The 14387-nt window shown below is 67.3% G+C and carries 13 protein-coding genes and 1 pseudogene; 9 read left to right on the top strand and 5 right to left on the bottom strand.

The annotated features are described in order from the left end of the window. Positions 1–97 precede the first annotated feature (97 nt). From AB0I79_RS62425 to AB0I79_RS62415, 3 genes are read right to left on the bottom strand one after another with little or no spacing between them, the layout of a single operon-like run. Positions 98–1897, bottom strand: a complete 1800-nt coding sequence (locus AB0I79_RS62425; RefSeq protein ID WP_357895914.1) for an ATP-binding protein — start codon at positions 1895–1897, stop codon at positions 98–100. Beyond that, positions 1890–2804, bottom strand: coding sequence for a DUF4194 domain-containing protein (locus AB0I79_RS62420; RefSeq protein ID WP_357895912.1), 915 nt, complete (start codon positions 2802–2804; stop codon positions 1890–1892). The genes AB0I79_RS62425 and AB0I79_RS62420 overlap by 8 nt, the downstream gene beginning before the upstream one ends. Further along, positions 2797–4341: a DUF3375 family protein gene (locus AB0I79_RS62415; protein ID WP_357895909.1), complete on the bottom strand. Its 1545-nt coding sequence runs from the start codon at positions 4339–4341 to the stop codon at positions 2797–2799. The genes AB0I79_RS62420 and AB0I79_RS62415 overlap by 8 nt, the downstream gene beginning before the upstream one ends. 1008 nt (positions 4342–5349) lie before the next feature. Here AB0I79_RS62415 and AB0I79_RS62410 point away from each other — a divergent pair. The 5 genes and pseudogenes from AB0I79_RS62410 (at position 5350) to AB0I79_RS62390 (ending at position 8735) form a co-directional block, all read left to right on the top strand. Beyond that, the gene (locus tag AB0I79_RS62410; protein WP_357895905.1) at positions 5350–6072 is read left to right on the top strand and encodes a hypothetical protein; all 723 of its coding nucleotides are present in this window, start codon (positions 5350–5352) and stop codon (positions 6070–6072) included. Between the two features lie 134 nt (positions 6073–6206). Further along, positions 6207–6668: a recombinase family protein gene (locus AB0I79_RS62405; protein ID WP_357895902.1), complete on the top strand. Its 462-nt coding sequence runs from the start codon at positions 6207–6209 to the stop codon at positions 6666–6668. Between the two features lie 267 nt (positions 6669–6935). Next, a complete protein-coding gene (locus AB0I79_RS62400; RefSeq protein ID WP_357895899.1) occupies positions 6936–7448 on the top strand; it encodes a hypothetical protein in 513 nt (170 codons plus the stop codon). 136 nt (positions 7449–7584) lie between these two features. Beyond that, positions 7585–8031 (top strand): annotated as a pseudogene (locus tag AB0I79_RS62395) (TnsA-like heteromeric transposase endonuclease subunit); the annotation flags it as partial. Between the two features lie 566 nt (positions 8032–8597). Then, positions 8598–8735: a hypothetical protein gene (locus AB0I79_RS62390; RefSeq protein ID WP_357895895.1), complete on the top strand. Its 138-nt coding sequence runs from the start codon at positions 8598–8600 to the stop codon at positions 8733–8735. Between the two features lie 843 nt (positions 8736–9578). Here AB0I79_RS62390 and AB0I79_RS62385 read toward each other — a convergent pair. Beyond that, entirely contained in the window at positions 9579–9884 is a 306-nt protein-coding gene (locus tag AB0I79_RS62385; RefSeq protein WP_357895920.1) for a GNAT family N-acetyltransferase, read from the bottom strand. Positions 9885–9900: 16 nt separating this feature from the next. After that, a complete protein-coding gene (locus AB0I79_RS62380) occupies positions 9901–10572 on the bottom strand; it encodes a hypothetical protein (protein WP_357895892.1) in 672 nt (223 codons plus the stop codon). A 379-nt stretch (positions 10573–10951) separates the two neighbouring features. Here AB0I79_RS62380 and AB0I79_RS62375 point away from each other — a divergent pair, with 379 nt between their 5' ends. The 4 genes from AB0I79_RS62375 (at position 10952) to AB0I79_RS62360 (ending at position 14284) form a co-directional block, all read left to right on the top strand. Beyond that, positions 10952–11806, top strand: coding sequence for a helix-turn-helix transcriptional regulator (locus AB0I79_RS62375; RefSeq protein ID WP_357895890.1), 855 nt, complete (start codon positions 10952–10954; stop codon positions 11804–11806). Positions 11807–12227: 421 nt separating this feature from the next. After that, complete coding sequence (locus AB0I79_RS62370) at positions 12228–12644, top strand: NUDIX domain-containing protein (protein ID WP_357895887.1); 417 nt, start codon at positions 12228–12230, stop codon at positions 12642–12644. A 218-nt stretch (positions 12645–12862) separates the two neighbouring features. Further along, positions 12863–13252: a hypothetical protein gene (locus AB0I79_RS62365; RefSeq protein WP_357895884.1), complete on the top strand. Its 390-nt coding sequence runs from the start codon at positions 12863–12865 to the stop codon at positions 13250–13252. A 126-nt stretch (positions 13253–13378) separates the two neighbouring features. Continuing rightward, on the top strand, positions 13379–14284 hold the full coding sequence (locus tag AB0I79_RS62360; protein WP_357895917.1) for an IS5 family transposase: 906 nt from the start codon (positions 13379–13381) through the stop codon (positions 14282–14284). The last annotated feature ends 103 nt before the right edge of the window (positions 14285–14387 follow it).

The following is a 14387-nucleotide window of genomic DNA, read 5'->3' as shown; positions in this document are numbered from 1 at the left end:
GCTCGATCAAGAACCATTCCTCATCGGTGAGGTCTCCACGCGCCATGGCGAAGGGGTACCAGGATCGCCGGCCAAAGCGCAGCAAATCCCTCTGACCTCAACTCCGTACAGGCCCTAGGTCGAGGGCGCTCTCCACGCACACATGATCGAACTTTTTGGCGATCTGAGCGGCCAGCCACAGGCCGCTGGGATGGCCGCGGTCGACGGTGAGCTTGCCGGCGAGAGTGCGGGGGGAGGGCTGCGGCTGGTGCGTGGAGGTGGCAGTGACGATGCTGTAGTCGACGATGCCGCGCATGTCGTGGTCGTCAATGAAGGTCTTGACCTTATCGCCGTATCTCTTCGGTACCAGCAGCCGCAAGCCGAAGGTGCGTAGCACCTTCTCGGCCGCGGGCCGCCATCTCTCCTGCTCCTCGGCGATGTCGATCAACTCGGCGGCGTAGACGAGGTCCTCCACCGCCACCTCGGCTCCGCGGGCAATGCGCTCGCGGTGTTCGATGGCCTTGAGCGGGATGAGGGTCCCTGCCTGGCGCAGCGCGGCGAGTTCTGCAGCGCGGTCGCGGTGCCGGGCGGCGGCCTGGCCAGCGCGCTGGCCAGCGTCGCGGCGGCCGGGCTGGATACGTGCCTGCGCGGCGCGGGCTTCCTGCAGGAGTGCACCCAGCTGAGCCCGCAGCGCGACGAAACCGTCTTGGTCACGCGGGGCAGGCATGCCGAGCCGCTGGACGTGGCTGCTGAAGAGCTGGTAAGCCGTCTTGCGGGTATGGTGCTGCGCGGTGGCCTGGTCGTGTTCGCCCTGCAAGGCCATCAGCGCCTTGCCTTGCTCACGCAACTGGTCGTTGAGGGAGGTGTAGGCCCGCTCCGCCTCGGCTTGCTCGGTCCGTTCATCGGCGAGCTGCTCGGTGAGCCGGCCGATACGCTCGCCGAAGCGGGCGATCTCGTCCTGCAGGAGCTGCAAGTGCATGCCGCGCAGGTACCGTTGGGCCGTTTCTCCGTACAGGGCTGCGGCGCGGTCGGCATCGTGTTTGGCGCGGAGGTAACGCTGCCAGCCAGCCGGTACCGACTCAAGGACCTGCCTTTGCGCATGGGCCCGGTAGGCGGTCTGGTACGCCTGGTCCAGCGGCTTGAAGAGCGCGACCATGGTGTTGGCGGCGGTGAAGGTCTCGGGGTCATCCAGCATGTTCTCGCGGATGAACAGGTTCAGGTCACCGACGTTCTTCATCGATTTGGCCTTGCCCAGCAACGACAGGGCCATCTTGGATTCACCCAGGCCGATGCGCGCGGCCAGCTTGCGGGTGTAATCAAGCTCGCCGGTGGGATAGACGGTCGCCGGACCGGGATAGGCTCCCTTCAGCCATCCCAAATCAAAGGGTTTTCGCTGCCGGTGGGCCCAGCCATCCAAGGCGCTCATCAGCTCGAAATGGCCGTCGTGAATCAGATGCATGCTTTTCAGCTCGCCACTGTCATCGTCGGTACCGGTGAACCACTTGACCACGATTCCAGTGGTGACCGTCCCATACCCGTCGTCGAAGGTCGCGGCCACTGCCGACCACGTCGGTTTGCCACCGCGCAGGTACCGCACTTGGGACTGGCCGTGTTCGTCGTCGTTTTCCGACCATGCTCCACGTACGTAAGCGGCTCCGTTGCGGGTACCTTGCTTGGCGCCTTTGGCGCTCAAGTCGGCCGAGGCGTTGAAGCGCTGGTCCCGGCTCGGCAGGAGCGCAATCGATAGGGCGTCCAACAGCGAGGATTTGCCTGATCCGGACGGGCCGGTGAACAGCACGCCGCGCTCGTCGATCGGCAGATCTTTGTAGTCGCAGAAGGTGCCCCAGTTGACGATCTGCAGGCGGACCAGCCGGGATTGCCCCAGGTTGATCGTTCGGGCGTGGCTGTAGTCAGTCATCGTCGTTGTCCCTGTCGCGGTCGTTGCGGCTGTCGTGGTCACCGCGGTCGCCCTTCTCGGCCGACGCGTCTGCGGCATGTGTGGTGGTGATGGGCGTCGGAGCAGTCGGAGCAGGTGCGATGGTGGCCGTTGCAGCTTGTGGGCCGAGGGGACGGGAGCTTGTCGCGGTGGTCCCGTCAGGTGTGGTCGAAGGGCCGTCCACCAGTGCCCGGTATCGGGCTTCGAGCGCCTCGACGCGTTCGGCGGTCAAGACAGCGGTGATCACGCTGTGGATGATGTACCGGCTGGTTCCGATGACGGGCTTGATGATGGCAGCCTCATCCAAGAGCCTGATCGCCGCGTGGATCTTCTTCTCGAAGGCCGCCTCGTCGGTGTCATCAGCAGGCTTGTAGCCGAGCATGTGCTCGACCATGTCGGAGGTTTCGACGACCGGCTCGTCCGGCGCCACCAGATACTGGTTGTAGAGGTACAGGGCGAGCGTGCTGGACGTCAGGCTCAGGGTTCGGGCGCGCAGCAAGACACGGCTGTGCGGGCTGGGGTCTTCGGCCTGGCGGGTGAAGGCATAGCCCCGGTCCCGGTTGATCTCCAAGATCAGACCCAGTTCCGACAGGCGGCTGCGCAGGATGTCCTCGAACTGCAGCAGGACGGGCCAGTGCTTCTTGGACTTGTCTTCGCTGATGTGCGGCGCTGCGACCAGTTCCTGCAACGTCCAGCACGCCTCGGGTGGCAACTGGCTGGTGTCTCCTCCGAAGCGAGGCCCAGGCTGGCCGGGAGTGACGTGTGCGCCGACCTCGGCAGGGCCGCAGGTGGAAAACAGCTCCTCGATGTTTTCCAGCGTGGCTGGATCAGCCGATCCGCCCTGTTCGTGGAAGATGTCGTGGAACAACGGTGAGGCGATCTCACCCATCGGTGGCTCCTTGCAGGTCCAGGGCTGTCAGGGCAGGCGTGTGCAGGTGGCGGTGGCGTGGGGCGGGGGCAATGGGGGCGGGCAGTTCCTCGCCGAAGAAGATGTAGGGCACGATGAGCTCGCGCATGCCCCGGTTGGTGTGGGCCCAGACGTGCTCGCGCGCGGTCTCGTTGACGATGCCGTGCCGGGCGGCCAGGTGCCAGATGGCGATGACATCGCCGGTGCGTGGCGCCCTCAGGTGAGCCATCACCTCCGGCAGGGTGGCGTAGCCGCCGTGTGCGTCCATGGCGGCGTGCACCGCAGCGCGCACGGCGATCCAGTCGATGGCTTCACGGGCGGCCAGGGCCTCGGGTTCGATGGCGAATTCCCCGCTGGAGTCGGTTATCGGATCGGGTGCGGAGCCGGCGCCGTCATTGAGGCGCAGCCGGCCCACTGACGTGGTGACGGCCGGGCTCATGGGCACGGGGAAGCCCGTGTCACGGCCGCTGTGACTGGTTTGGAAGGCGCGCGAGGCGGCGGCCTGGGCTTCGGTGATGCGAGTGCGCATGCTGCGGTAGTGCCGGGCGTCTCCGCCTCGGACGAAGTTGCTGATGCGTCTGAACGCGCCCTTGCGGACGTCTTCGACCTCCCGCATGCGCTCCCACATGGTGTCGATGAAGGCGGTGAGGGCGTGTGCCAGGTGCGCGGGCAAGGGCTGCACATGCAGGAGGATCTCGTTGATGTCGCTTTCGAGCTGGGCCCGCTGGGTCGGGTTGCCCAGCAGGGTGGCGAAGGCTCGAAAGGCTTGGCCTTCGGGGGAGGCCGCGATTACGTCATGCCCGTCGAACATGTTGATCAGCGTCTCGGCGAACTCGGCTGCTTCCCCGGTCAAGCTCTGGCGCAGCAGGGCTGCGGTGTTGGCGTGCATGTGCTCGCCGTAGCGCGCTACATCGGTGGGGATGCGTTCGATGAGTTGCGCCAGGGCGGCCACCTTGTCGACGAGCTCGCCGAGGTTGATCTCGGGGGCTGCGCCGGCTTCCAGCTCCTCGCGCTGGGCAGACAGCATCGCGATCTGCTCATTGAGGGCCTTCTTCCGCGCTCCGGGGTCGGGGTTGGCCGCGACGGCGATCTGCCGCAGTTCTGCCATCACCATCGACAGCGCCGATTCGGTGGCGATGGAGGTGTGATGGCGCAGGCTGCGCATCTGCCGGACGGCCTGCGCGGCTCCGGAGGCCAATTGGTAGCGCTCGAGCCGGGTAGTCGGGTCGAGACTGCGGTGCACCCATCCCTTCTTGGTCCACTTGCGCAGAAGGCTTTCCGCGGCCGCCTCGCCGTGCCGATCGCCATCGGCAGGACCATTCTTGACAGGCAGGGTGAGCAGATCCTCGCCGATCGCCGCCACCAGGGTCATCCCATCGACGATCTGCCCATCGCCCAGGTGCGCGGCCATGAGCGCTACATGAACCATCGCATCTGAGGAGCGCAGCAGCGACATCGCGGCATCGGCGGCCGCGTTCGTCGTGAACTCGTGGAAGTAGTTTTCGGCGCTCTTGGCCATCGTTGGCGCACCTCGCCTTTCGCACGCGGTTGTCGGCGGTTGCCGGCGTTGGTTGCCTCGCTCTGCGGCAGCGTCTCGGCGATCGCCGTAGCTGTTCACAAGCGGAAGGCGGTCACCCGCTCGGGTACGACACAGTCTCACAAATGGGTCTGACAAATAGTCGTGGTATGAGTCAATGAACGGCTGTTGTCTCCTGGCAAATCGCAGTCTCCTGGGCGGTGTCCGCCCTGACGACGAAGCACTTCCAATGCCCCCCGTGCCCATGCCGCACCTGAGCGCCAGTGGGGTGCCCAAGCCGAGGACCGCCGAAGGTGCAAACAGCGTGTCGCCGTCGTCGATGCCACATCGGGTCGATGGCCTCTGCTGCCTCACCCGGCGGCACATGGTAGACACCGATACCCGAACCAGGCTCAGCTTTGCCGAGCACAAACTCAGCTGACCAGCCCATCGGTGACATCGGCCCGCAGTGCCCATGGCGGATCGCGGTCAGCGCAAGCGCGAGCAGCAGCATGGATGAGCACGGTCAGTCATGATGCCTCCCGATTTGAGGACCCTGGTGATCAGTTGGTCTCCTCTGTCGTAACCTGCGCCTCTATATCCGGTCAGGTAAGGCACGGGCCCGTAGGAGAAGCTTTGAGCGGGTCGTTGCCGATTGCGGCCTTCCGAACAGCCGATGCCTGGCCCACGACCACCTGACTGTGTGTCTCCTGGGGTTCGGCCGCCATCGTTGACACGGCTTACTGATCGAGATCGGCGCCGCAAGGTCTCATTCATCGCCCCACGGCATCTCCGGCTCGCAGAACGGGTCTCATGCGCCGTGGAAGTGTCGGTGGCGTCGGATACCGTGCCGGTGCACGACCCCCGCACGCGGCACCCCCATGGGACATGCAGGGCGGAAGCTGTCACCTCATGGCGAGTTCCGTGTCATTGCCAGGGCAGCGCGCTCGCGTGCGGGAGACCATTCGGGGGACACCCCGCGCCCCCACCTTCGGTGAAGGAGATCTTCGCATGGTCGACGTGGCCGATTGGATCGCCGAGCGCTACCAACGCGTCCAGGAGTGGGCGCACGAGCGGTTCGCTGACGATCCGCGCGAGGCTGAGATCGCCAAGTACTCCGTCCTGGCCGTCTGCGTCGCGGCCGTGGCGTTCATCGTGATCACGCTGCTGTGGCTGGCTGTCACGATCCTCAGCGCCATCGTTCAGGGGGTGGCCAACGGCCTGGTCACCGGCGGGGCTTGGACGCTGGAGCGGGTAGTCGACTGGCACCTGACCGAGGTCGTCACCACGCCGGTCCATGCCTACATCACCGCCCACGCCGCCGGCCTGCCCGCAGGAGCGGAGGCCATCTGGTCGGCTTGGGCGGTGACCGGAGCGATCCTGTGGCTGCTGTGCTGGCTGACAGGCTCCTCCTGGAGCCTCCGCCTGGCCTGGGTCCTGTACGGCGCCGGCACTGTCGCCATGGTCTACAGCGCCACCCCCGCCAGCGGGCGCATGCTCGCCACGGGCATCGCCATCCTGTACTGGGGCTTGCTGTCGGTGTTCGCCCTGCGAGGCATCCACCGCCGGCCCACCACGCACGTCCACCCGGCTCCGCCTCCCACCACCGCACTGGAACAGCTGCGTACGCGCCTGGACGAACAGTTCGGCGAAGTCCAGACGCGTTTGACCAGCATGGAGGCAGCAGTCAACGACCAGCTTGCCGCCCGCAGAGCAGAACAACGCGATCGCTGATGTCCCGTCTCAAAGAAGATCATTTGAGACGGGACATCTTCGCGGCAGGCCGGCGCCCGGGCCCGCGATGGTAGCGATCCCACCAGGCCAGGAAGGCGGTGGTGTTGTAGACGCGCCGCCGGGCGGCCGGATCGGTGCTGAACGATGGCCACGGCTCCCCGCGCCGGGCGGTGCCGGACAGGGCCCGACTGATCGCGCTGCGGTCCACGCCCAGCAGGCGGGCGAGCTGGGCGGCGCTGCGCGCCGCCGGCATCGCCCTGGAGTTCCTCACCGGCGAGCTGCAGGGCTCCCACGACCCCTCCGGCGTGGTGTTCACCGTGCTCGCGGCGCTGTCCGGGATGGAACGCGAGTACATCCGCGACTGGACCCTGGAAGGCCACGAATCCGCCCGTGCCCGCGGCAAGGCCATCGGCGGCGCGGCCGTCACCGACGAGAACATGCTCGCCATGGCCCTGCATCTGCGCGGACAGGACCTCAGCCTGCGCGACATCGCCGCCCGGCTCGTCATCACCAGCGGCAAGAAGAAGGGACGTCACCCCTCGGCCGCGACCGTCCTGCGCATGCTCCGCGACCACGACCAGCACACCGCGACCTGACCGGCCGACCCCATCAAGGCCCGGGGGGCTGAACAGGGAGCTATTGCAGGCGGATCACCTCGGGCGCGCGGCGGCAGACCGGGGTACACCGGGGTTCATATCCGCCCGATCTTTCCCGGAGTACTACGGCAACCCCGTGGTTTCGCGTCTGAAGTGGCGACTTCTCACGCGACCTGGCGAAACATGTGGCGAGTTCTCACCTGATCTGGTGAGGATGTCACTGCGCTTGGAGTGGTTCCTGGGGCTGTCGGACGCCTTGGAGGCGACGTGTCACCGTTGGTCATCGAGTTGGATCCGCTGAGGGCTGCTGGACCGGTGCTGCTGGGGGCTTCGTTCGAGGAAACAGGGCGGGTGCTGGCGGCGTGGGGCGCGCCGCAGCCGTACGCGCCGTATCCGGGTGCGGAGCCGCTGGATTGGCGGCTGATGGGATCGGGAGTTGACGTGCACGTATTCTGCGGGTCCGCAGGAGTGGTGCAGACGGTCGAGATCTACCGAGACTTCGACGTGGAGCCGCGGGCGCAGGTGTTCCTGCTTGGTGTGGATCTGTTCTCGACGCCTGCCGAGCAGGTGATCACGGAACTGCGAGCCCGCTTCGACGTCGAGGTTGACCAGGGCGACTGCGGCTTGGTGGTGCCGGAGTTGTCCGTTGGGATGTCCCGATCGGGGGTCCCGTATCCGGGGGCGGATCAGGAGACCATCGACCGCTACACGTGTTTCGAGAGCGTCCTGATCGCGAGCCGGGGCTACTACGACCCGCCGCCTCGGAACGGGGCATCATGAGCACGCAGCTGGCTGCGATGGACGAGTTCTATGCGATCTATGTCGGAGAAGACGGCACAGAACGGCGTGTCCCGTGGGCGTGGCTAGGCGAGCTGGCTGATGACCTGGTTCGGCCGGTGCGGTCGTTCCCGTCCTATACGGGCAGCGGAACTATCCCGGCTGGTACTGGTCGGCCACCATGGGGCGCCACATCGGGTACGAGTCATGGGTCGAGCGCGACCACCTGGTCGCGCTCGACTTCGACCCCGCGGTGACCACGATCGTGTCGCAGCCGTTGTGGCTCCTTTGGTCTGCCCGCAGGAAGATCCCCCGGCACGCACCCGACTTTCTCGTGCAGACGGCCGGTGGCGTCCCGATGCTGGACTCTCGTCCGCTGGACCGGATTGCACAACGTGATCAAGAGGCGTTCGACGCGGCAGAGGCAGCCTGCGGGCAACTGGGCTGGCGCTACGCCGTCTGGGGGCAGATGGATGGGGTGCTGGTCGCCAACCAGCGGTGGCTGGCTGGTTACCGACATCCCCGATATTTGACGAAGCGCTGGCTGCGCGGCTGCTATCCGTCTTCGCCCGTCCGCGCGCGTTGATGGCGGGGGCCGAAGAGGCCGGAGATCCCCTCGCGTCCCTGCCGGTGCTGTTCCATCTGATGTGGCGTCACCGACTTCTGGCCGACCTATCGCTGGTTCTCAGCGATCGCACCATCGTCGAGGCTGCTTCATCGCGAGTTGGGAGCTGGCATGGCTGAGCGGCCAGGCGTCCTGCGAATCAATGACCGGGTGGTCTTCAGCGGCACCGAGCATACCGTCGTGGCCTTGTCAGGCAACACGGTGCGACTCCTGTCGGCTGGCGGAGAGACGACCGTGGTTGCTTTGCCCTATCTGCTGTCGGCCGAGGACTTCAACGTGGTCGGGACTGGCCAGCGGGTCAAGATCTCCCCGCAAAGCCTGTTGGAAGCACTGCCCGCGCACGTGACCGAGATGGCGCAGTTCTGGGAGCGGCACCTGGTCGAGATGGAGACCGGCCTGCCCCCGAACGCTCCCGAGGGCACGACGCCCAAACCCGAGTACGACCCGCTCTCCCGGCCTTCGCCCTCATCCCCGCCCGCCGCAGCTGGGCCGGATCCTCGATCGGAAGCATCCGCGAGACCCAGGAGATGCTCGACTTCTGCGCCGAGCACGCAATCGCGTCCCAGACCGAGGTCATCAGCGCCGACGACATCAACGACGCCTACGAGCGGGTACTGAAGTCCGACGTCCGCTACCGGTTCGTCATCGACGCCGCCACCATCTGACCGGTGACACGTGGGCGGATTGCTGGGAAGGAACCCAGCAGTTCACCCACTACCAAGGCTCAGCCGTCCGTGCGAGCTGCCGTCTGCTCCGGCCAGCGGTTTCACAGTCGAATGATCTTTGAGGAGTTCACTTCTCGGTCATAAAGCGGGCAACTCGCGTTTCAAGCGCACCGTCGTAGTCGCCCGTGTACGGTACGAATAACTTGGTCGCTCGGGGTCGATGGAAGATTCGTCGGCGTCCCACCGCCCAAGAGAAGGAGTGGCCCGCCGTGATCCGACCACTGGCATGGTCGGTGCGGAACCCCTCCCGTGGGTTAAGCGGCGGCCCTTGGGCCTTGTCGGATCAAACCGACTTGGTCCAGGGTCGTCAGCTCTTCCACCGGTCAAACAGGTCCAGAGGGAGTCTGAGGTCTGCCCCCTACCATGCCGGCCTGCTTGGGCGGCAGCAAGGGTGGAGGAGGTGATGCGGGCGTTCGGGTGGCACAGGACACGGCCGTTGGGATCGTCGTCGAAGCGGATCACCAGGTGACCATCGCGGAAGCCGAAAATGGTCGCGGGCCAGCGCGTGCCAGATCGCGTTCAGCTCGGCGACGCCGCCGATCGTGGCGTTGGCCACGTACCAGCCGTACTGCGCGTGGCCATCTCCCGCCACGGTGGACCACGCGGGGGCGCTGCACGGCCCGCCATGAACGCCCTTCTCGAGGGGCCCGTGGTCGGGTGCGGCCCCTACGACTTACCTGGACTCGTGGCCGGTGTGTCGATGCGCCGGCACGTTGCCTCGCTCCCACCTTCGCGGCGACGGAAACAGTAGCTGATCCTCGATAAGGCCTCCTGATCCGTACGCTAAGCGAACCGTCCCCAGGTCGTGACGAGCGGACGGTAGCCCTGGCGGGACCAGAAGGGGACGGACAGCGGGTTCGGGGCCGCGTAGTGCACCAGTATGGTCTCGACGCCCGCCGCCGCTGCCTCGGCATGGGCGTGGGCGGCCAGCGCGGCGCCGAGGCCGCGGCCCCTGCTGACCGGACGCGCGTACAAGGAGCCCACGTACGCCACGGGCGGAGGCTTCTGCACGGCGGGCGCGATCCAGCCCGCGTGGTTGGGGTGATGGATCGCGAGCATGCCGGCGACCGCACCGTCCGACTCAGCCAGCCAGCACCAGCCGTCGTCACGGGTGAGCTTTTCCTCGAGCTCGGCCCGGGCCGCGGCGGGCGACGACCTCGGTCAGCACGGCCAGGCGCTCAGTATCGCCGGGAATGGCGCGCAGCGCGGCGACGTCGTACAGAGCCCAGCCCTTGTAGTCGTCGACCACGCTGGCCAGACCGCGCTTGGCCAGTTCGCCGATGTCGGCCTGGTCGACCTGCAGGCCGGTCAGCTCGGCAAGCAGCTCGGCACACCGGCGGGCGCCGAGCGGCTGCGGCGGGATCTGCCCGCGCAGCTGCCCGGCGTGCTCGGTCAGCGCGTCGGCCTGCGTCCTGGTCCAGTACGGCGGCCGCTGCGGGCCGGGGATGAGGCCGGCCTCGCGGGCGCGCCGCCAGTCGCCGAAGCCGAGCTCGAGCACGCCCATGAGCTGGCCTTCGTCGAGCAGGTCGGGGATCATGGCCGCCAGCTCGACGCGGCGGGCCACCAGGTCGTCCACCACGCCGCCGGACCAGCGCAGCGTCTTCATGTCGCAGGGCGGGATGACGCCGGCAGCCACGGCGCGGCCGAACTGGGCCTGGTTCCAGCCGAGCGCGGTCTGCAGCTGGGCGGCGGTGTGCGCGGTCGTCCGGCGCGGTGGCTTGGCCACAGCCGTCGTGCCGGGCTCGGTGGTCGGCGTGGTCTGCTGGGTGTCGGTCACAGGAAGCTCACCCGCCCGACCACCGCGAACAGCTCGCCGGCGTCGCAGGCGGCCTGCAGGGCCGCCTCGCTGGAGTCGGTCACCGGCCCGGACAGCCCACGCTGAGGGCGTCTCCGAAGTGACCAACCGCCGCTCCTTGAGCGGCTCTGGAAGCTCAGCCCGGACGAACCGCTGCGGGCATCGGGCGGTTCCCCCGAGATGGACGACAAGGAATAGCTGCGGCACACCATAAGACCCGGCCGGATGCGTGGGTGACCATCGCGGCACGCGACCGTTCAGGCTGCCCCAGGAGCCCTCTGACATTGCGGCGGCTCGTTCATCTGGAGGGGATGGCGTGCGTTCCGAAGCGGCCGACCGCTAGGACCTCTAGGGTGATCGGATGGTCGTCCCCAGCATTTCAGCGCTCGACGAAGGGCTGGGCCCCTGCCTGCAGCGCCTGCGGGAGCAGCAGGGTGTCTCGCTCGATGGCGCTGCGGCTCGCTTGAATGTGTCGACGGCGAGTATCCGGCGGATGGAGAAGGGGCAGACGGTTCCCCGGCCGTCTGACCTTCGAGCCTTGCTCTGCCTGTACGGGGTCGGGAGCGTTCGCGGGGCCGCCCTGGAGAACGCCGCGCAGCGTGAACGGGCGGCACGGCAGCGCGGAGAAGCGGCGCCGAGCGTCGGCAGTGGCCTCCAGCGTGGCGAGGCCGTTTTGGCCTGCCTGGAGCAGCAGGCGACCGCCATCGGCGACTACCAGGGATATGTGCTGCCCGCGCTGGTGCGGACCCGCGCTTACATGCGGGCGATCTACCTCGCCCGGGGGCTCGCGGACGGGCTGGAGGATGCGCTCGGCCTGCACGAGCGCCGGGTCGCCGACGCGCTCGAGGGCCGTTACCGCCTGGCGGTCGTCGTGGAGGAGAGTGTGCTGCGCCGCCCGGTCGGCGACGCCGGCGTCATGCTGGAACAGCTCGGCCATCTGCTCGAGGTGGCGGCGCTGCCGCACGTCACGGTGCAGGTGATCGCGGCGGACGCGGGCGTGCTCGCCACGCAGGTGGCCTTCACGCTGCTGCGCTTCGCCGCCGAACCTGCCCTGGTGCATGGGGAGACCATGCACGGCTACCAGCTCGTCGACGAGCCCGCTGCCGTGACCCGGTGGGCAGGCGAGTTCGCCTGCCTGCAGGCTGCGGCCGTGTCCGGTGAAGGCAGCAGGCAACTGATCGCCGCGGCGCGGGCACGCGCGCTGAAGCGAGACTGACGGGTCGGGATCCAAGGCGTGGGCTCGGGCCATGTCGAACGGTCATCTCTCCTCGGTCCTGATCGACGTCACCCTGGGCGTGACTGACGCTGACCGACGACGCTCGCCACGTGGCTGCCGCCCGGCATCGCGGCACGCGCTCACGCTCCGCGATATGCGCGGCATCCGGGACGTCGGACGCTACGAGTGACCGGGTACACCCGGGATTCGTCGGGGTGGTGGCCCGCCGCAGCTGTGCTAGGTCCTGGCCGATGTCACCCCCCTGGGCTGGCGCGCCACCTGCTGGATACTGGCCAGCGAGATACGCACCCATCGTTATCTAGGGTTGGAGGATCCTTCCAGCAGGTCAGAGGATGATGATCTCTTCTTTCACGTAGGCCAAGTTGACCGAACGCAGATCCGCATGGGTCAGAATGTGCCGATGACGATCTCCGCTGACGACTCCGGTCCGGTCCGGATCGTGACGGCCGTTCTTCGCGACGGCGATCGGGTGTTGCTGTGTCATCGAAGCGCCGGACGCCGTTGGTATCCCGACGTGTGGGACCTGCCGGGCGGTCATGTTGAGGAGGGGGAGGATCCGAGGGAGAGCCTTGTCCGCGAGCTTCGGGAGGAGTTGGGAATCACGGCGTCGGAGCCGTCCGGCCCGCCGCTGCATGAGATCCGGACCGCGACGTTCGACATGCAGATCTGGTTGATCGACAGGTGGACCGGAACACCCGTCAACGCCGCGACGGACGAGCACGACGCTGTGGCGTGGTTCGAGACGTCCGATCTTGACAGCCTGCGTCTCGCCCACGAGTCGTATCTCTCGATGCTCACCGCCGTGCTCGTCGCGTGACGTCGCTCCGGAAGCCAGGAGTGCGCGCTCATCGACAGATCCGGACACCACCTTCGAGGGTCGTCTTTCCTGGTCGCAGCCGGGTGACAGGTGACAGGAACCGGGCCCCGGCTCGAGGACCTGGCCGAGTTGGCTGTGATCGTTGATCCGCAGTCCGTCGGCCGTATATGCACATCGGTCACGCCGAAGATGTCATGCTTTTCTGCGACACTCCCAGGATGCTGAACGTGGAACTTCTGCGGCCGTTAGTGCGGGCCGCCTGGGGGCCCGACACCTGCGATCCGGTAAGCCGTGAACAGTGGCGGCCCGACAACCCGGCGAGGGGCCAGTGCGGCACGACGGCACTGGTGGTGCAGGACCTGCTCGGGGGTGACCTGATCCTTGCCGAGGTCCATGTCGGTGGCGCCAAGGTCTGGAACCACTATTGGAATCGGCTGCCTGACGGCACCGAGGTGGACCTCACGTCCGATCAATTTCAACCCGGCGAGGTCGTTGTCGGTGGTCGCGTACAGCATCGGCCACCGGATGCGCCTCGTCGGTGCCGCGAGGAGTACGAACTGCTCCGGCAGCGGGTCCTTTCTGCTCTGGCCTCGCCGCGAATCGACTGAAGAAGGCCTGCCAGTGGCTGCCCAACTTGCCGTACGGACCCCCAGATACTGTGCGTCAAGTAGCCGCCCACACTACTTGATGTACTTGCTGCACGGCTGAGAGCCACCGAAGATAACACCGGAGACCTGGTGGCCAGCGTAGTGGTGACGAGGCGGCACGACCTCACTGACGCGCAGTGGGCGGCGCTGGAGCCGTATCTGCCTGCCGCGTTGGGCAAGGGGCGTCCGCCGAAGTGGAGCAGGCGGCAGTTGATCGACGGGATCCGATGGCGGATCCGGACCGGAGCGCCGTGGCGGGACGTGCCCGTCTGCTACGGCCACTGGTTCACCGTGTACGGCTTGTTCCGGCGCTGGCAGCGGGAGGGGATCTGGGCGCGGATCCTGGCCGCCTTGCAGGCGTGTGCGGACGCCGCCGGGAAGATCGAGTGGACGGTGAGCGTGGACTCCACCATCACCCGGGCTCACCAGCACGCGGCCGGAGCACGCCGGGACGGCGATCTGCAAAAGGAACCACCCGGCGGGGTGCACAGCGAGCCACCCGATCACGCGCTGGGGCGCTCGCGCGGCGGGCTGACCACCAAGACCCATCTGGCGTGCGAGCAGGGCCGCAAGCTGCTGGCCGCACTGGTGACCGCCGATCAGCGGGGCGACAGCCCGCAGTTCATCCCGGTACTGGGCAAGATCCGGGTGGCCCGCTTCGGCGGTGGCCGTCCCAGGACCCGCCCGGACCGGGTCCTGGCCGACAAGGCCTACACCAGCAAGGCCAACCGGGCTCATTTACGCCGGCGTGGGATCAAGGCATGCATTCCGAGCAAGGCCGACCAGGACGCTCACCGACGGGCCAAGGGGGCGAAGGGAGGCCGCCCGCCCGCCTTCGACCCCGCGTTCTACCGGCTGCGCCACGCTGTGGAGTGCGGCATCAACCTACTCAAAGGCAACCGCGGCATGGCAACCCGCTACGACAAGCTCGCCGTACGCTACGAAGCCGTCGTCACCATCGCCGCGATCAACCAGTGGCTCAACGCCTTATGAAACACGGCCTAGGAATGTCCTGAAGATCTTGCTGGGTGAGTCGGCATGAGCTGGCTCACCCTCTTGTCATGGGGTGATCGGGGCGAGATTCCAGGTGCCGCTG

Source organism: Nonomuraea sp. NPDC050202 (assembly GCF_040656115.1).
Taxonomy (GTDB): domain Bacteria; phylum Actinomycetota; class Actinomycetes; order Streptosporangiales; family Streptosporangiaceae; genus Nonomuraea.
The sequence above is the reverse complement of the archived record's forward strand: the minus strand, read 5'-3'. Positions and strand labels throughout refer to the sequence as shown.